This is a genomic window from Acinetobacter sp. 809848 (assembly GCF_000581275.1).
GTDB classification, from domain to species: domain Bacteria; phylum Pseudomonadota; class Gammaproteobacteria; order Pseudomonadales; family Moraxellaceae; genus Acinetobacter; species Acinetobacter pittii.
The window spans coordinates 1-17,707 of sequence record NZ_JEXG01000035.1; the positions used below are offsets into that span (position 1 = coordinate 1).

Here is a 17,707-nt window from a genome sequence, read left to right on the forward strand (position 1 = left end):
AAAAACGCTTATATCATCGATGCCATCCGTACTCCATTCGGCCGTTATGCCAGTGGCCTTGCACCTGTCCGTGCCGATGACCTTGGTGCTGTGCCGATTAAAGCGCTCATGCAGCGTAACCCAAATGTAGATTGGGAACAGGTCGATGATGTGATTTATGGCTGTGCCAACCAAGCCGGTGAAGATAACCGTAATGTCGGTCGTATGTCAGCACTACTTGCAGGTTTACCGTATCAGGTGCCCGCAACCACCATTAATCGTCTATGTGGTTCTTCACTCGATGCGATTGCCATTGCTGCTCGTGCCATTAAGGCTGGTGAAGCGAATTTGGTGATTGCTGGTGGTGTGGAAAGTATGAGCCGTGCACCCTATGTGATGGGTAAGTCAGACAGTGCCTTTGGCCGTAGCCAGAAGATTGAAGATACCACCATGGGCTGGCGTTTCATTAACCCTAAACTTAAAGAATTGTATGGTGTAGATACCATGCCCCAGACTGCCGAAAACGTCGCTGAACAGTTTAACGTGAATCGTGCAGATCAGGACCAGTTTGCCTTGGTGAGCCAACAACGCACCGCAAGCGCGCAAGCCAAAGGCTTTTTTTCTAAAGAAATCGTGCCAGTTGAAATCCCTCAGCGTAAGGGTGATGCTGTTGTGATTGATACCGATGAGCATCCTCGTGCATCAACCACACTTGAAGGCTTAAGCAAACTTAAACCTGTTGTCAAAGCAGATGGTTCAGTGACTGCAGGTAATGCTTCAGGCATTAATGATGGTGCAGCCGCATTACTTATTGCTTCTGATGAGGCAGTTCAAGCTTACAACCTCAAACCACGTGCCAAGATCATTGCTTCAACAGCGGTCGGTGTAGAACCACGTATTATGGGTTTTGCTCCGGCACCAGCCATTAAAAAATTACTTAAACAAGCCAACCTGACTTTAGAGCAAATGGATGTAATTGAGCTAAATGAAGCTTTTGCTGCTCAGGCTTTGGCCGTGACCCGTGATTTAGGCTTGCCAGATGATAGCAACAAGGTAAATCCAAACGGTGGTGCAATTGCATTGGGTCATCCACTTGGTGCTTCAGGTGCACGCCTCGTAACTACAGCCTTAAACCAGCTTGAACAAACGGATGGTCGTTATGCCTTGTGTTCAATGTGTATTGGTGTGGGGCAAGGCATCGCATTGATTATTGAGAGAGTCTAATCATGAGCCAGTTATATGCCAGCTTGTTTTACCAAAAAGACGTCACTGACATCTTTAGTGACTCATCTTTAATCAAATACATGATTGAGGTTGAAGTTGCGTTAGCGCAAGCACAGGCACAAGTTGGTGTGATTCCTCAAAATGCGGCTAATACCATTGCACAAGTAGCTGAGCAGGCATTAGACAAGTTTGATTTTTCCGCTTTGGCTGTAGCAACAGGCTTAGCTGGAAATATCGCAATTCCATTTGTAAAACAGCTTACGGCAATCGTTAAAGATGTTGATGAAGATGCTTCACGTTATGTGCATTGGGGTGCAACAAGTCAGGATATTTTAGACACAGCTTGTATTTTGCAATGCCGTGATGCGTTGAACCTTGTGGAAGATCAACTTCAACAATGCTATGCGACTGCATTACAGCAAGCTAAGCAATATCGCCATCAAGTCATGATTGGACGTACATGGTTACAGCAAGCTTTGCCCATTACTTTGGGACACAAGCTTGCTCGTTGGGCTTCTACATTTAAACGTGATTTAGATCGTATTCAAGCCATGAAGTCACGTGTACTCACTGCTCAGTTAGGTGGGGCTGTAGGTTCTTTAGCTTCTTTGCAAGATCAAGGTTCACTTGTGGTAAATGCATTTGCCCAAAAACTGAATCTGACTGTACCGACAAGTACATGGCATGGTGAGCGTGACCGTATTGTAGAAATTGCAAGTGTACTTGGCATGATTGTCGGGAATACGGGCAAGATGGCACGTGATTGGTCGCTCATGATGCAAACTGAAATTGCAGAGTTGTTTGAACCAACTGCGAAAGGTCGTGGTGGTTCATCAACCATGCCGCATAAGCGTAATCCAGTTGCGGCAGCATCCGTATTAGCCGCGGCGAATCGTGTACCAGCACTTATGTCTAGCATTTATCAAAGCATGGTACAGGAACATGAGCGTAGCTTAGGCGCGTGGCATGCAGAATGGTTAGCAGTTCCAGAAATCTTTCAGCTTTGTGCTGGAGCATTAACTCGTACTGGTGAAGTTTTACAAGGTTTTGAAGTGAATGCTGAACATATGCAACAGAACCTTGAGTGTACCAACGGGTTAATTATGGCAGAAGCTGTGATGATGGCACTTGCTCCAAAAATTGGACGTTTAAATGCTCATCATGTTGTTGAAGCAGCTTGTAAAACAGCCGTGGCTCAAAAGCAGCATTTATCTGAGGTTGTTAGTCAGTTAGATGAAGTAAAAGAACATTTTAGTCAAACAGAAATTTTGGAAATATTTAAAGCAGAAAACTATTTAGGCAATATTCAGCAACAGATTGATGCTGTTCTGCAAGAAGCACAAGGAGGAGACATAAAGTGAAACAGTTTATAACCAATCGACAAGGTAAACAGCTCGCTATATATACCGACGGCTTAAAAGATGCTCCAGCACTTGTGTTATCTAACTCCTTAGGAACAGATCATGGAATGTGGCAGCCACAAGTAGATGAACTTAAAAGTCATTTTAATGTCATTACATACGATACACGTGGTCATGGCGAAAGTGATGTGGTCGCTGAAACATCTTTACAAAATTTAGGTGAAGATGTTGCTGATATTTTAAATGCCTTAGATATTGAAAAAGCTCATTTTTGTGGCATTTCAATGGGCGGAATTACAGGGCTTTGGTTAGCTATCCATTACCCAGAGCGCTTTTTAAGTATTACGGTTGCGAACTCGGCAGCCAAAATTGGTCAGGCGGAGGCTTGGTTGAGTCGTGCTGAGTCTGTGGAACAGAATGGTTTAGCTGAGTTGGTTAAAACCACGCACACACGTTGGTTTAGCGAAAAATTCGACTATCAACATAATGTGGTTGCACAAACGACGATTCAAAGTCTGGCAAACACACCAGCACAAGGTTATGCCAATGCTTGTCGTACTTTAGCAGATGCTGATTTAAGAGATGAAATTACACAAATCCAAGTTCCAGTATTGCTCATTGCAGGAACGGCAGATCCAGTGACCACAGTAGCAGATGCTGAGTTTATGCAGAATGCTATTAAGAACAGTCAAATTGCTAAATTAGAAGCATCTCATCTTTCTAATATTGAGCAACCGCAAAGATTTACTCAGGAATTGACTAGGTTTATTCAGCAAATCTAATAGCTTAGTAGTTTAAAAGGAATTGGCCTTAAGGAGGCAAATATGGCGTCTCAGGATTACGCTGCACCAAATAAAAGTATCGATGCTCAAGCATTAATTAATGATGCTCCACTCAGTAAGTATCAATGGATGATCGCAATCATCTGTTTCTTAATTATTTTTACTGATGGTATCGATACTGCTGCAATGGGTTTTATCGCTCCAGCTTTGGCTCAAGACTGGGGTGTTGATCGCTCTCAGTTAGGCCCAGTGATGAGTGCTGCACTTGGTGGAATGATTATTGGAGCTTTGGTTTCTGGCCCAACAGCTGACCGTTTTGGTCGCAAAATCGTACTGGCTTTTTCGATGCTTGTGTTCGGTGGTTTTACTTTAGCATCTGCGTATGCAACCAACTTAGATAGTCTTGTCGTTTTACGCTTTTTGACAGGTATTGGTTTGGGTGCAGCTATGCCAAATGCCACTACATTATTTTCTGAATACTGCCCAACACGCATTCGCTCATTACTCGTGACCTGTATGTTCTGTGGTTATAACTTAGGTATGGCAACCGGTGGTTTTATCAGTAGTTGGCTGATCCCGACTTATGGTTGGCACAGTCTATTTTTACTTGGTGGCTGGTCACCTTTGATCTTAATGATTTTAGTGATTTTAGTTTTACCTGAGTCTTACCGCTTTTTAATTGTGAAAGGTAAGAATCCTGAAAAAGTACGCAAAATCTTAAATCATATTGCGCCAGCTCAGATCCAAAATGCGACTGCGTTTCACGTACCTGAAGAGAAAACCGAGACAGCTCAAAAGAAAAATGTCTTTGGAATTATGTTTTCTAAACCATATGCGAAAGGAACGCTTTTGCTTTGGTTGACCTATTTCATGGGCTTGGTGGTTGTTTACTTGCTTACAAGCTGGTTGCCAACACTTATGCGTGAAACGGGTGCGTCAATGGAGCGGGCTGCATTTATTGGTGGATTGTTCCAGTTCGGTGGTGTGGTAAGTGCCTTATTTATTGGTTGGGCGATGGACAAATTCAACCCTAACCGAGTGATTGCTATTTTCTACTTTGCTGCAGGTCTATTTGCGATTGCTGTTGGTCAAAGCTTAGGAAACTCAACATTACTTGCAGTATTGGTGCTTTGTGCGGGTATCGCAATTAACGGTGCGCAATCTTCAATGCCTGCGTTAAGCGCTCGTTTCTATCCAACGCAGTGCCGTGCAACTGGCGTGTCTTGGATGACGGGGATTGGACGTTTTGGTGCGGTATTTGGTGCTTGGATTGGTGCTGTATTACTCGGCAATGATTGGTCGTTTACCGCCATTCTTAGTTTATTACTAATTCCAGCGACTGCTGCGGCTGTTGCTGTATTTGTTAAATCAATTGTTGCGCATACCGATGCAACTTAATAGAGGTCTATCACAATGAATGATGAACAACGCTATAAACAAGGCATTGAGGTGCGGACTGAAGTTTTGGGTGAAAAGCATGTTGGTCGGTCTTTGCAGAACTTAAATGACTTTAACCAAGATTTTCAAAATTTTATTAGCCGTTACGCATGGGGTGAGGTGTGGTCTCGTCCAGGCCTTCCACGTCATACACGTAGTTTAGTCACTATCGCAATTTTATTGGCGCTGGGCCGTGAAGATGAACTACGCATGCATTTACGTGCTTGCTTCAACAATGGCGTAACTAAAGAAGATTTAAAAGAGCTGATCTTACACAGTTCACTCTATGCAGGTTTACCTGCTGCAAACGCTGCAATGCATATGGCTGAAGAAGTCTTTAAAGAGTTGGGGATAGAAGTAAACCCAATTGCAGCGAAAGAACAGGATTAAGGAGATAAAGATGTCACAACATAGCTGGGGTGCTTATGCCCAACGTAATACAGATGACCATCCACCAGCGTATACGCCAGGTTATAAAACAAGTGTATTACGTTCGCCAAAAAATGCATTGATCTCAATTAATGAGACTTTAACTGAAGTTACTGCACCGCATTTTTCTTCAAATCTGTTTGGCCCAAAAGATAACGATTTGATTTTGAACTATGCCAAAGATGGTTTGCCAATTGGTGAGCGTGTCATTGTTCATGGCTATGTTCGTGACCAATTTGGTCGTCCTGTAAAAAATGCACTTCTAGAAGTATGGCAAGCCAATGCTTCTGGTCGTTACCGTCATCCAAACGACAAGTTTATTGGTGCAATGGATCCTAACTTTGGTGGTTGTGGTCGTACCTTAACTGATGAAAACGGTTTTTATATTTTCCGTACCATTAAACCGGGTCCGTACCCATGGCGTAACCGTATTAATGAATGGCGTCCTGCACATATTCATTTCTCTTTAATTGCTGATGGTTGGGCTCAGCGCCTAATTTCGCAGTTTTATTTTGAAGGCGATACGCTCATTGACACTTGCCCAATCTTAAAAACAATTCCTTCTGAAGATCAACGTCGTGCCTTGATTGCACTAGAAGATAAAAACAACTTTATCGAAGCTGATAGCCGTTGTTACCGTTTTGACATCACTTTACGTGGCCGTCGAGCGACTTACTTCGAAAACGAATTGACTTAATCGGAAGCACGAGCATGAATAACTGGAATTTTCAGGAACTAAAAGAAACTCCGTCTCAAACAGGTGGACCTTACGTTCACATTGGGCTATTGCCACAACAAGCAAATATTGAAGTGTTTGAAAACAACTTTAATAACCAGTTAGTACAAGATCAGACCAAAGGTGAGCGTATTCGTCTTGAAGGCCAAGTGTTTGACGGATTAGGTTTACCGCTACGCGATGTGCTGATCGAAATTTGGCAAGCCGATGCGAATGGTATTTACCCAAGTCAGGCAGATACGCGTGAGCAAAAAGCTGATCCTGCATTTCAAGGTTGGGGCCGTACAGGTGCAGACTTTGAAACGGGTGTTTGGAGCTTTAATACAATTAAGCCGGGCGCGACAGCAGGCCGTAAAGGTTCAACTCAAGCACCTCATATTGCATTAGTCATCTTCGCTCGCGGTATTAACTTAGGTCTTCATACACGTGTTTATTTTGAAGATGAAGCTGAAGCAAATGCTAACGACCCAATTCTAAATAGCATTGAATGGGCGCCACGTCGCCAAACACTTATTGCAAAACGTTTTGAAGAAAATGGTGAAGTTGTTTACCGCTTTGATATTCGTATTCAAGGTGATGACGAAACTGTATTTTTTGATATTTAAGAAACACCTAAGGCTACACCTGATTATTCAAGGATGCGTGTAGCCTTTTTAAGGATGAACGATATGAACATGAAAACATTATTAAGCCTCAGTTTGCTTGCACTCCCATTTTTTACAGCACAGGTGAATGCTGAACCTGTTGCTTTAGCCGCTCAAACACAACCTGCCGCTACAGCTGTTAAAACGATTGTTCCGATTACCGCAAAAACCAAAGAACAAGCTTTGGCACAAGCTCAAGTCATTGCAAATACGGCAGATGCTGATTTGGCAGAGTTTCGTATCGATTTACTCAGTTTTGCGAGTGATACAAAACAAGTGATTGCTTTGGGGCATGAGTTAAAAAAGATTTTAGGCAATAAGCCAATGATCGCCACAATTCGTACCAAAAACGAAGGTGGCCAGCTTGAAATTAGTGATGTGGATTATGGTAAGACTTATCAGGCTTATTTAAAGAATCCGTTCATGGACTGGTTAGATGTTGAAATGTTCCGTGATCAAAAAGTAGTTTCAGAAATTGTTCAAAAAGCACATCAAAAGAAAGTGCTGATTGTTATGTCTAATCATGACTTCCAAAAAACACCAAGCCAAGATGAAATTGAAAAACGCTTGTTAAAACAAGATCAAATGGGGGCAGATATTCTCAAAATTGCCGTAATGCCAAAATCTAAACAAGATGTTTTCACTTTAATGAACGCAACTTTAAAAGTAAGTCACCAAACCACTAAACCTTTATTGACGATGTCAATGGGGCAACTAGGTACGATTTCTCGTGTTGCGACTGCCAACATGGGCGGAAGTTATAGCTTTGGCATGATTGGTCAGGCTTCTGCACCGGGTCAAATTGATGTGACTAAGCTCAAACAGATTTTACAAACCGTTCAACCAACAAACCCATAAATCATAAGGATATGATGAAATGAATACATTACGTTTAACTACTCTTGCATTAGGTTTGATGGTTTCAGGCATAGCTGCGGCTCAAACTTATGTTGTTGATCGTTATCAAGACGATAGCAATAAAGGCTCTTTACGCTGGGCAATTGAACAAGCCAATGCAAACCCAAGCGAAGCTAGCGACATTTTGATTCGAGCAGTAGGCAAAGCACCTTATGCGATTAAATTAAATAGTGCACTTCCTGAAATTAAAGCACCTGTCAAAATCATTGGTACACAGTGGGATAAAACTGGCGAATACATCGCAATTGATGGTTCAAATTATATTAAAGGCGAAGGTGCAAAAGCTTGTCCTGGGGCAAACCCTGAGCAGTACGGCACTAATGTACGTACGATGACTTTACCGGGATTGGTATTGCGTGACGTCAACAATGTCACTTTAAAAGGTTTAGACATCCATCGCTTCTGTATTGGGGTATTGATTAACCGTTCAAGCAATAACCTCATCCAACACAACCGTATTAGTAATAACTACGGCGGTGCTGGTGTCATGCTCACTGGTGATGATGGTCAAGGTAACCCAACCGCAACCACCACCAATAACAACAAAGTTTTAGACAATATTTTCCAAGACAATGGTGATGGTCTAGAGCTGACACGTGGTGCTGCGTTTAACTTAATTGCGAATAACCATTTTGTTTCAACCAAAGCAAACCCAGAACCATCACAAGGTATTGAAATTTTGTGGGGTAATGATAATGCGGTAGTTGGTAATAAATTCGAAAACTACTCGGATGGCTTACAGATTAACTGGGGTAAGCGTAACTATATCGCCTATAACGAAATGACCAATAACTCGATTGGTTTCAATATGACGGGTGATGGCAACATTCTTGATAGCAATAAAGTACACGGTAACCGTATTGGTGTAGCCATCCGCTCTGAAAAAGATGCAAATGCAAAAATTACATTGACTAAAAACCTGATTTGGGACAATGGTAAAGATATTAAACGCTGTGAAGCGGGTGGTTCATGTGTACCAGATCAGCGTTTGGGTGCAATTGTATTTGCTGTGCCTGCACTTGAACATGCAGGATTTGTAGGTTCTCGTGGTGGCGGTGTGGTTGTTGACCCATCTAAACAACAAAAAACATGTACTCAGCCAAATGAACAAGGCTGTAATGCTCAACCTAATCAGGGTATTAAAGCTCCTAAATTAACTGCAAATAAAGGTTCAGTTGTTGTAGAAGTCAATGGCTTGCCAAATCAACGCTATCAAGTTGAATTTTTTGGTAATCAAAATGCGTCATCAAAAGAAGCTGAGCAATATTTAGGAGCAATAACTGTTGCTACAGATGCACAAGGGATCGCAAAAGCGAATTGGAAGCCGACTGTAAAAGTTGCCTCAATTACAGCGAATATTACTGATCGTTTTGGCGCAACATCTGAGCTTGGTTTTACAAGTGTTAAATAACAATAAGGAAAGCGCCTCATATGAGGCGCAGCATAGAAATATAGAAATGATAAAAGGGACTTGAAATGTCAAATTTAATGAAACTGAGTGTTTTAACGCTCGCTGTATTAGGTAGCCAATTTGCGCTCGCGAATGAGCCTTGGTCACAAGACCGTCAATGGTTGCTAGGTGACTGGAATGGAAAACGCCAGCAATTAGAGCAGCAGGGCTATAAATTTACAGCTTCTATTATGAGCCAAAGTGCCACAAATTTAGATGGTGGTTACAACGACAGCAATACTTTTGAAAATGCTGCACAACTTTCTTTAGGTGCAAACCTCGATTTAGAAAAAATTGCTGGGTGGAAAGATACAACAGTCAATTTAGTCGTGACCAAACGTGATGGTAATGCATTAACTCTCGAGCGTATTAAAGACCCACGTTCTAGCCAATTGGGCAATGCTCAAGAAATTTATGGTCGCGGTAAAATCTGGCGTTTATCCCAAGCATGGGTGAAGAAGGGCTTTGTTGATAATACTGTACAGGTCAAATTTGGCCGTATGGGAATGTCAGAGGACTTTAACAGTTCTCAATGTGAATTTCAGAACTTATTGCTTTGCGGTGGGCAGCTAGGAAAATCAATTGGTTCAATTTGGTACAACTCACCAGTTGGTGTTTGGGCTGCAAACGTTAAATATCAATTTGCGCCTGAGTGGACTTTGGGTGTCGGTGTTTATGAAGTAAATCCAGACAACATTAAAACCGAATCAAACAGTGATGGTTTTAATCTGGATATGAACAACGTCAAGGGTGCAACCATACCAGTTGAACTTGCATGGAAACCAAAACTTGCTGCCTTTAATGGCTTGCCGGGTGAATATAAAGTAGGTGCACTGTATTCAACTGCAGAAGCCAATGATATTAAAACTGCGGGTAAGGTTCATGATGGAAAACAAAGTTTCTGGCTTAATGCACAGCAACAACTTACGAATAATGGCCAAGATCCGAAACGCGGTTTATATATCAGTTTTAACGGCGTTGTAAATGATAAAGCAACGACTTTTGTTCAAAGTACGCAACAGCTTGCTCTTTGGTATAAGGGACCGTTTGATAGCCGCCCAAATGATTCGATTGGTTTTGGTATTGCCAATTATGTAGTCAATGATCGCGCTAAAGATAAGCAGATCGCAACAAATGAAAGTCGTGGATACTATAGCTATGATTCGATTGCATCTGATTATATTCCAATTCAAGACGACGAGTTAAATGTCGAGTTGAACTATACCTATCAATGGTCTCCGGCCGTCATGTTACGTCCAAACATTCAATATATTCATCAACCTGCTGGTGTAAAAGAAGTTGATGATGCTTGGGTGGCTGGTCTTAGTGTGAAAGTCAATTTTTAACAATATTGATGGCTGGTTAGACATAGTTTAACTGGCCCAAATGCTTGAACTATTCGGGTTCAGTATATGTGGAGTAGGATCTATGTCTGAGTCAGATTCTAAGTTTCATATCTTATTCAAAATATGGTGTTTTATATTAGGTCTAGTTTTATTGGCTACTGGTGTTTTTTACATCGTAGGTGGTGGAAAGCTAGTATCTCTTGGTGGTTCTTGGTATTTTCTTATAGCAGGATTATTTATTACCATTTCTGCAATTAGTATTTTCCGAAAAAAAGCGCTAGGTGTCTGGATTTTTGCGGCTGTTTTTGTTGGTACCGTAATTTGGTCATTTGTTGATGCTGGATGGGAATTTTGGCCGTTATTTTCGCGCTTAATGTTTCCTGCTGGTCTTTTTGCTGCCTTGCTATTTACTTTGCCTTCAATCCGACGTTACCAATTTCAAACGAGTTTGGCATCTTCATCCTATGCGGTAGGTGGATTAGTTGTTGTGGGAATGTTGATTGCGCTCTATCAAATGTTCCAACCACATCCAACAGTAGCAAGTTCAGGTGAAAAACTACCTCTAGTACCAGTTGATCCTGCAAAAAAACAGGTAAATTGGGAAAATTATGGTAATGATGCAGGTGGTAGCCGCTTTGTTGCTCTCGATCAAATTAACCGAGATAACGTTCATAAATTAAAAGAAGCTTGGCGCTTTAGAACGGGCGACTTTACAACGGGTAGCGGTAATGGTGCCGAAGACCAAATGACTCCGCTACAAGTTGGAAATAAAGTGTTTTTATGTACACCACATAACAACATTTTTGCGATAGATGCCGACTCGGGCAAACAACTCTGGAAAGCTGAGGTGAACTCTACAGCCGATGCTTGGGAACGTTGCCGCGGTGTTGCATACTTTGATTCAACAAAACCGCTTGTACAACCAACTTTAGCTGGTGCAAATGCAGTAACTGCGGTTGCAACCAATACGGCATGTCCACGCCGTGTATATACCAATACACCTGATGGTCGTTTAATTGCAGTGAATGCAGATAACGGTCAGCGCTGTGCTGATTTTGGTGTAAATGGAACGGTTGATTTGCTAGAAGGTCTTGGGGCTGGAACAAAAGCGCCACGTTTTGAAGTAACTTCTGCACCGACTATTGCGGGTACAACCATTGTGGTGGGTAGCCGTATTGCCGACAACGTAGCCGCAGATATGCCAGGTGGTGTTATTCGTGGTTATGACGTGATTACGGGTAAACTTCGCTGGGCATTTGACCCGCGTAATCCAAATCCTAACTATGTTCTTAAACCGGGTGAAACCTATAAACGTAGTTCGGCAAACTCATGGGCTGCAATGTCATATGACCCGCAAATGAATACGGTGTTCTTACCTATGGGTAGTTCATCTGTCGACATTTGGGGGGGTAACCGTAATCCATTAGATCACAAATACAATACTTCTGTGTTAGCACTTGATGCGACAACAGGTAAAGAGAAGTGGGTATATCAAACTGTTCATAACGATTTATGGGACTTTGACTTACCAATGCAACCGAGTCTAGTCGACTTCCCATTAAAAGATGGTACGACTAAACCAGCTGTTGTCATTGGAACCAAATCAGGCCAATTCTTTGTTCTTGACCGTGTAACGGGTAAACCACTGACTAAAGTGATTGAACAACCAGTTAAACCTGCCAATATTCCGGGTGAACAATACAGCTTAACTCAACCTCGTTCAGTTGAAATGCCTCAAATTGGTAATCAGACTTTAACTGAATCAGATATGTGGGGCGCAACGCCGTTTGATCAACTGATGTGTCGTATTAACTTCAAGTCAATGCGTTACGAAGGCTTATTTACTGCACCAGGTACTGATGTTTCATTAAGCTTCCCAGGTTCGTTGGGTGGTATGAACTGGGGTAGCATCGCTTTTGACCCGACTCATCGTTATATGTTCGTGAACGATATGCGCCTTGGTTTGTGGATTCAATTGATGGAGCAAACTCCTGAAGATATTAAGATTCAGGCCAATGGTGGAGAGAAAGTAAACACAGGTATGGGAGCTGTACCAATGAAAGGTACACCATATAAAGTGAATAAAAACCGCTTTATGTCGGCTCTAAGTATTCCTTGTCAAAAACCACCATTTGGCACCATGACTGCAATTGACATGAAAACTCGTCAAGTTGCATGGCAAGTACCATTAGGTACAGTGGAAGATACTGGGCCGATGGGTATTAAGATGGGCTTAAAGGCACCGATTGGTATGCCAACAATTGGCGGGCCGATGGCAACTCAAGGTGGCTTGGTTTTCTTTGCTGCAACACAAGATTACTACTTACGTGCATTTGATTCATCTACAGGTAAGGAACTGTGGAAATCACGCATGCCAGTAGGTAGCCAAGGAACACCAATAAGCTATGTTTCACCTAAAACAGGTAAACAGTATGTGGTTGTTACCGCAGGTGGAGCACGTCAATCACCTGATCATGGTGATTATGTGATCGCTTATAGCTTAGAACAATAATTAAGAAAGGCAAAAGAGAGTATTTCTCTTTTGCCTTACTCTTTAATATATTTTTTATATAAAAGAGTGAAAGTAAATTCTATATTTTTAACTAGATAGCTTTACCAAATAGTAAAAAAGTGCTTGATGTTGTTGCTAAACTTAAAATAGCCTTATGGTCAATTCAACCTGAACGCTAGATATAGCTTAACTATTGACCAGTTTCTTAGGATGTTTTACCTATAAATAAAACCTTAACTTTTATTAAGTTTTGTTTAACTTAACATTGTGAATTTTAATTAAAAATAAACATTATTAAGTTTTAAACTTTAAAAATACGGTGTTTTTTGTTGGAAAAACGAGCTTAAATATATACTTATATTATATTTATATAATTTATTGGGTTGCGCTAGAATGGTCGACGCAGATTATTACTATCCAGTAATAATTTGTATTTCAGGAATTTAAGCTTTTATGGCTTAAGGCTCATCGAAAGATGGGCCTTTTTTTATGGATGAAAGAAAATTCTTTTATCTTGCTCAATAGCCTAAGTAAAATTAAAAGTTAAATAATGAATAAAATCACAAAAATTAGTCTTTAATGACAAGAAGTGTATGATTTGATAAATTAAAGCCACTTGATAATAATAGGTGATGTAATGAGATTTTTGGTTCTTGCAACTTTATCTGGTTTAGCTTTGATGGGTTGTGCTTCTGTTCAGCAGGCACCGAATACACAAGAGACAATTCGCTATGCTTCTAGCCCATGTTTTGGCGCATGTCCGATTTATTCTGTAGAAGTAACACCTACAGGTTTAATTCGCTTTGAAGGTAAACAATACACTAAGGCTATAGGCGTTAAAGAAATTCAAGGTAGCGTAAAAGATTATAAAAAACTTGCAGATGATCTAAAAACTTATCGCCCTGAAACAGGTACACAATCAAAAACTGCGGGTTGCCAGCAAACAGCGACCGACATGTCTAGCTATTACATTACTTGGATTCAACCTAATGGCACAGAAACTAAATTAAGCCATTACACAGGTTGTATCTCTCCAGCAAATAATAGATTGAATAAGGTTATGGAAAAGTTACCTGAACAATTAGGCATTAAAGATCTAATTTAATGATAAAAGCCCCAAAATCTTGGGGCTTTTTCTTGTTAAGAGGAATTATACATTTAAGAGTTTTATTTTAAGTATTTCTAAAAGAATCAGCGTATAATACAAATTATAAAAACATATATTGTTAAGAGTGGTTATATGTCAAATATTGTCTATGCCTTTTTGGGTGGTTTATTACTCGGCATCGCAACAGTTGGATATTTATATATAAATGGTCGTATAGCCGGAATTAGTGGATTGCTTGCTCAAATCATTAATCCTACTAAAGATACTTTTAAAAGTTCTGCATTCTGGTTCATTGCAGGACTTGTGATTACACCTTTCATATATGGTTATTTTTTTCAGCCCGAAATTGAAATTAAAGCCAATACATTTGCGCTCATTCTGGCGGGGGTGCTTGTTGGTTTTGGAACACGGTTAGGGTCGGGTTGTACAAGTGGCCATGGTATTTGTGGTATGAGCAGGTTATCAAAACGTTCGATGATAGCGACAGCAGTTTTTATGTTTGCTAGCATGTTAACGGTTTATATCATTCGTCATGTGATGGGGTAATCCTATGAAAAACATTTTTGCTTTTTTATTTGGTAGCTTATTTTCATTAGGTTTAATGATCTCTGGCATGTCTAATCCAGAAAAGGTATTAGGTTTTTTAGATATTTTTGGGCAGTGGGATATTAGCTTAATGTTTGTAATGTTAGGTGCTATTGCTGTGGCATTTATTCCATTTCAAAAGGCTATAAAAACTCCTAAAACACTCTTTAATGAACAAATTCAATTACCAACGAATACACAGATTGACCAAAGGTTAATTGTGGGTGCTTTTATTTTCGGTATAGGCTGGGGAATAGCAGGTATATGTCCAGCGCCCGCTTTAACTCTGATTGGATTAGGGCATTTTGAAGCGCTTTATTTTATTGTCGCAATGTTATTAGGAATGTTTATTTACCGAATTTTAAATAAAGGAAATTAAGCCTATGCAACAACCTCTAGTAAAAGATTTTTTTGATGAAAACACCAATACTTTTAGCTATGTTGTTGCGGATTTAGCGACTCTTCAATGCGCTATTATTGATAGCGTGCTTGACTATGATGCAGCTTCGGCCACTACAAAAACATCCAATGCTGATCTGATCGTCGATTATGTCTTGGCGCAAAACTTTAAAGTACAATGGATTTTAGAAACCCATGTACATGCCGACCATATGACTGCGGCTCAATATTTAAAATCTAAATTGGGCGGTACAATTGCGATTAGTCAAAAAATCTCGATAGTACAAGAAACATTTTCGGCTATCTATAATTTTGATTTTAAGAAATTTAATGAAAATCAGCCCTTTGATTATTTGTTTGAAGATTATGAATATTTTAAAATAGGGGAGATAGAAGCCTATAACATTCCTACATCAGGGCATACGCCAGCTTGCTTAAGCTATGTGATTGCCGATGCTATTTTTGTAGGTGATACTTTATTTATGCCTGATTATGGCTCAGCGAGATGCGACTTCCCTAAAGGAAGTGCTGCTGAGCTTTATGATTCGGTACAAAAACTTTATACACTTCCCGACGACATGCGTATGTTCTTATGCCATGACTATAAGCCCGAAGGCCGTGATGAATATATCTGTCAAACAGATATAAAAACTCAAAAGCAAAGCAATATTCATTTAAATCGACAAGTTTCTAAAGAATCATTCATCAAAATGCGTCAAGAAAGAGATGCTACTTTGGCAATGCCAAAATTAATTCTGCCTTCAATTCAAATTAATATGAACGGTGGAAACTTTCCGGAACCAGAATCAAACGGCATTCGTTATTTGAAAATTCCTTTCAACTACTTCTAGAAATAGCCTAAGCATTTATTTGGGATCATTCATTCTATCCAAATAGCCTAAGCAAACAATAAAATTAACCCTATAAAATAGCCTAAGCAAGATTTAAAGAACTTGTCTCAAATCCCGCGAAGTCTCTTGCAATAAAGGCAGAATATGTTGAATTAAATATTCTTCAGTTGTTTTCATAGTTGGAGAAACAATATTTAAAGCTGCAACCACTTTAAAGTCTTGTCCATAAATTGGTACGGCGAGCGCATGAACTCCTAATTCGTGTTCTTCACGCGAATAACACCAATCTTGTTCTCGAATCTCTTGTAGTAACTCTAAAAATTTATCATTTTCGACATGCGTATATTTAGTTAAACGCTGAAGAGGATATTTTTGGAGCCAGTCCAATTGTTCTTCTTGGCTTAAATGTGCCAGTAAAATTTTACCCGCAGATGTCGCATGAGCAGGCAGACGGTTACCCAAGTGCAAACCATATGGATTTACTCGGTCAGTTTGTTGGTGGGCAGCACTACGGGCAATGGTAATGGCTTCATAACCATCAAGTACCATCACTGAATAAATAAGGGAAGTCTGGTTAGTTAGAAGGTTTAATAACGGCTGGGACACTTTTGGAAGCTGAGCTGCACCTAAATAAGCTCCTGAAAATTTGAGTACTTTAGGGGTTAAATAATAATAGTGACCATCTGACTCAAGATACCCTAAATATTCTAAAGTTAATAAATGGCGTCTTGCTGCCGCTCGGGTAAGCCCAGTTTTTTCAGCAGCCATAGAAATGTTTAAACGATGTTGATTACTACTAAAGCTATCTAAAATCGCCATGCCTTTACCAATGCCAGCAATGTAATCTTCATGACGAATCGTTTTTTTGTTGTCCTGATTCTGGATTATCCGTTCATCTTTACTCATTACTGGTCCTTGTACGATAGAAGCTTAGTAGATCAATTTGCTTTAATGAAAAAGTTTAATAATTTCATGTCGCAAAAATTGATGTCTTAAATTATCCCTTAAATCTTCGTGCCAAAACATACCCATTTTAATATTGGTCATCTCAAAAGGCAGAGAATGTAAGCAAATTTCAGGACTATAAGACAAATGCTGCAAAATCATACGAGGCATGGTCAGGATTGCGTTGGCTTGAGCTGCCAAAACTTGTAATGCCGTTGAGTAGTTTTGACAGCGCATAAATACATTTCTTGAAATTTTTTGATGCTGGTTTAAATAAATATCTTCAAGTAAAGCGCCCGTACGGCGTGATGAAACACCAATATGCCTACCACTGATGTATGTAGATAAATCGACTTCTTTAAGTTGACTGCAAATGACGAACTCGTCTGTTACCAAATGATCAAAGGTAATTTTGGGTGATAAATATTGTTCTAGGTCAATCACGAAATCGAGCTGTTGTGTCGCCAAGTCAGTCATAATATGTTTTCGATCTAGCTTCATACTCACAAACTGCAAATCTAAATTAAGATTTTGAAAATGTTGAGAAAGCCTTGGAAGAATAATCGGTTCAATCTCATCATGAACGGCGATTTTTAAGCTTTTTAAACTGGTTGGATCAAAGACATGTTTCTGTTGGCTAATATTTTGAATCGTTAAAAGTGCTTGCTTAACAGTTGGGTAAATCTGCTCGGCAAAAGGAGTGGCAGACATTTTATTGCCTACTCGTATGAATACATCATCTTCAAGTTGCTGGCGTAAACGTTGCAAAGCATGACTTGCTGCTGACTGCGTAATATTGAGACTACTTGCAGCATTCGAAATACTTTTTTGCTCATAAATTGCGATAAAAAGCGGATATAAATTGATATCAATTCGGTGAAAAAAACTTAAGTCGAGGCCATGCAAGTTATGAATATTATTCATGAGGTGTTATTTAATAAAATCATTTCATTCATATTAAGTTTCAAGTTATGTTGATGTAAAGACCGGATAATGATGTG

The 17,707-nt window shown here is 40.1% G+C and carries 17 protein-coding genes; 15 read left to right on the forward strand and 2 right to left on the reverse strand.

What is annotated here, in order from left to right; all coding sequences use genetic code 11:
- The 15 genes from pcaF to J536_RS19880 form a co-directional block, all read left to right on the forward strand.
- The coding region (gene pcaF, locus J536_RS19810) for a 3-oxoadipyl-CoA thiolase (protein WP_068791394.1) at nt 1-1,203 on the forward strand (1,203 nt) is incomplete at its 5' end.
- Nucleotides 1,204-1,205: 2 nt separating this feature from the next.
- On the forward strand, nt 1,206-2,564 hold the full coding sequence (gene pcaB, locus J536_RS19815) for a 3-carboxy-cis,cis-muconate cycloisomerase (protein ID WP_032056000.1): 1,359 nt from the start codon (nt 1,206-1,208) through the stop codon (nt 2,562-2,564).
- Entirely contained in the window at nt 2,561-3,346 is a 786-nt protein-coding gene (pcaD, locus tag J536_RS19820) for a 3-oxoadipate enol-lactonase (RefSeq protein WP_032056001.1), read from the forward strand. The genes pcaB and pcaD overlap by 4 nt, the downstream gene beginning before the upstream one ends.
- Before the next feature lie 42 nt (nt 3,347-3,388).
- A complete protein-coding gene (locus tag J536_RS19825; protein ID WP_032006318.1) occupies nt 3,389-4,744 on the forward strand; it encodes an MFS transporter in 1,356 nt (451 codons plus the stop codon).
- Nucleotides 4,745-4,759: 15 nt separating this feature from the next.
- Nucleotides 4,760-5,173: a 4-carboxymuconolactone decarboxylase gene (gene pcaC, locus J536_RS19830; RefSeq protein ID WP_000997505.1), complete on the forward strand. Its 414-nt coding sequence runs from the start codon at nt 4,760-4,762 to the stop codon at nt 5,171-5,173.
- Between the two features lie 10 nt (nt 5,174-5,183).
- On the forward strand, nt 5,184-5,909 hold the full coding sequence (gene pcaH, locus J536_RS19835) for a protocatechuate 3,4-dioxygenase subunit beta (RefSeq protein WP_000077913.1): 726 nt from the start codon (nt 5,184-5,186) through the stop codon (nt 5,907-5,909).
- A gap of 14 nt (nt 5,910-5,923) precedes the next feature.
- Nucleotides 5,924-6,553, forward strand: coding sequence for a protocatechuate 3,4-dioxygenase subunit alpha (gene pcaG / locus J536_RS19840; RefSeq protein WP_001067208.1), 630 nt, complete (start codon nt 5,924-5,926; stop codon nt 6,551-6,553).
- Between the two features lie 69 nt (nt 6,554-6,622).
- Complete coding sequence (aroD, locus tag J536_RS19845; protein ID WP_081318610.1) at nt 6,623-7,450, forward strand: type I 3-dehydroquinate dehydratase; 828 nt, start codon at nt 6,623-6,625, stop codon at nt 7,448-7,450.
- A 19-nt stretch (nt 7,451-7,469) separates the two neighbouring features.
- Complete coding sequence (locus tag J536_RS19850) at nt 7,470-8,921, forward strand: right-handed parallel beta-helix repeat-containing protein (protein WP_032063714.1); 1,452 nt, start codon at nt 7,470-7,472, stop codon at nt 8,919-8,921.
- Between the two features lie 65 nt (nt 8,922-8,986).
- On the forward strand, nt 8,987-10,306 hold the full coding sequence (locus J536_RS19855; RefSeq protein ID WP_032063715.1) for a carbohydrate porin: 1,320 nt from the start codon (nt 8,987-8,989) through the stop codon (nt 10,304-10,306).
- A gap of 82 nt (nt 10,307-10,388) precedes the next feature.
- Entirely contained in the window at nt 10,389-12,818 is a 2,430-nt protein-coding gene (locus tag J536_RS19860; RefSeq protein WP_032063716.1) for a glucose/quinate/shikimate family membrane-bound PQQ-dependent dehydrogenase, read from the forward strand.
- Nucleotides 12,819-13,464: 646 nt separating this feature from the next.
- Nucleotides 13,465-13,923 (forward strand): DUF6438 domain-containing protein, encoded by a 459-nt coding sequence (locus J536_RS19865; RefSeq protein ID WP_014206923.1) that lies wholly within the window; start codon nt 13,465-13,467, stop codon nt 13,921-13,923.
- A gap of 135 nt (nt 13,924-14,058) precedes the next feature.
- A complete protein-coding gene (locus tag J536_RS19870; protein ID WP_032063717.1) occupies nt 14,059-14,472 on the forward strand; it encodes a YeeE/YedE family protein in 414 nt (137 codons plus the stop codon).
- 4 nt (nt 14,473-14,476) lie between these two features.
- The gene (locus J536_RS19875; RefSeq protein ID WP_017481010.1) at nt 14,477-14,890 is read left to right on the forward strand and encodes a DUF6691 family protein; all 414 of its coding nucleotides are present in this window, start codon (nt 14,477-14,479) and stop codon (nt 14,888-14,890) included.
- A gap of 4 nt (nt 14,891-14,894) precedes the next feature.
- Entirely contained in the window at nt 14,895-15,761 is an 867-nt protein-coding gene (locus J536_RS19880) for an MBL fold metallo-hydrolase (RefSeq protein ID WP_032063719.1), read from the forward strand.
- Between the two features lie 93 nt (nt 15,762-15,854).
- On the opposite strand, the gene pcaU is transcribed toward J536_RS19880, so the two are convergent.
- Both pcaU and J536_RS19890 read right to left on the reverse strand, forming a co-directional pair.
- Nucleotides 15,855-16,667 carry an IclR family transcriptional regulator PcaU gene (gene pcaU, locus J536_RS19885; protein ID WP_002120879.1) on the reverse strand — a complete coding sequence of 271 codons (813 nt, stop codon included), beginning with the start codon at nt 16,665-16,667 and terminating at the stop codon, nt 15,855-15,857.
- A gap of 42 nt (nt 16,668-16,709) precedes the next feature.
- Entirely contained in the window at nt 16,710-17,630 is a 921-nt protein-coding gene (locus J536_RS19890; RefSeq protein WP_032063721.1) for a LysR family transcriptional regulator, read from the reverse strand.
- Nucleotides 17,631-17,707: the final 77 nt, after the last annotated feature.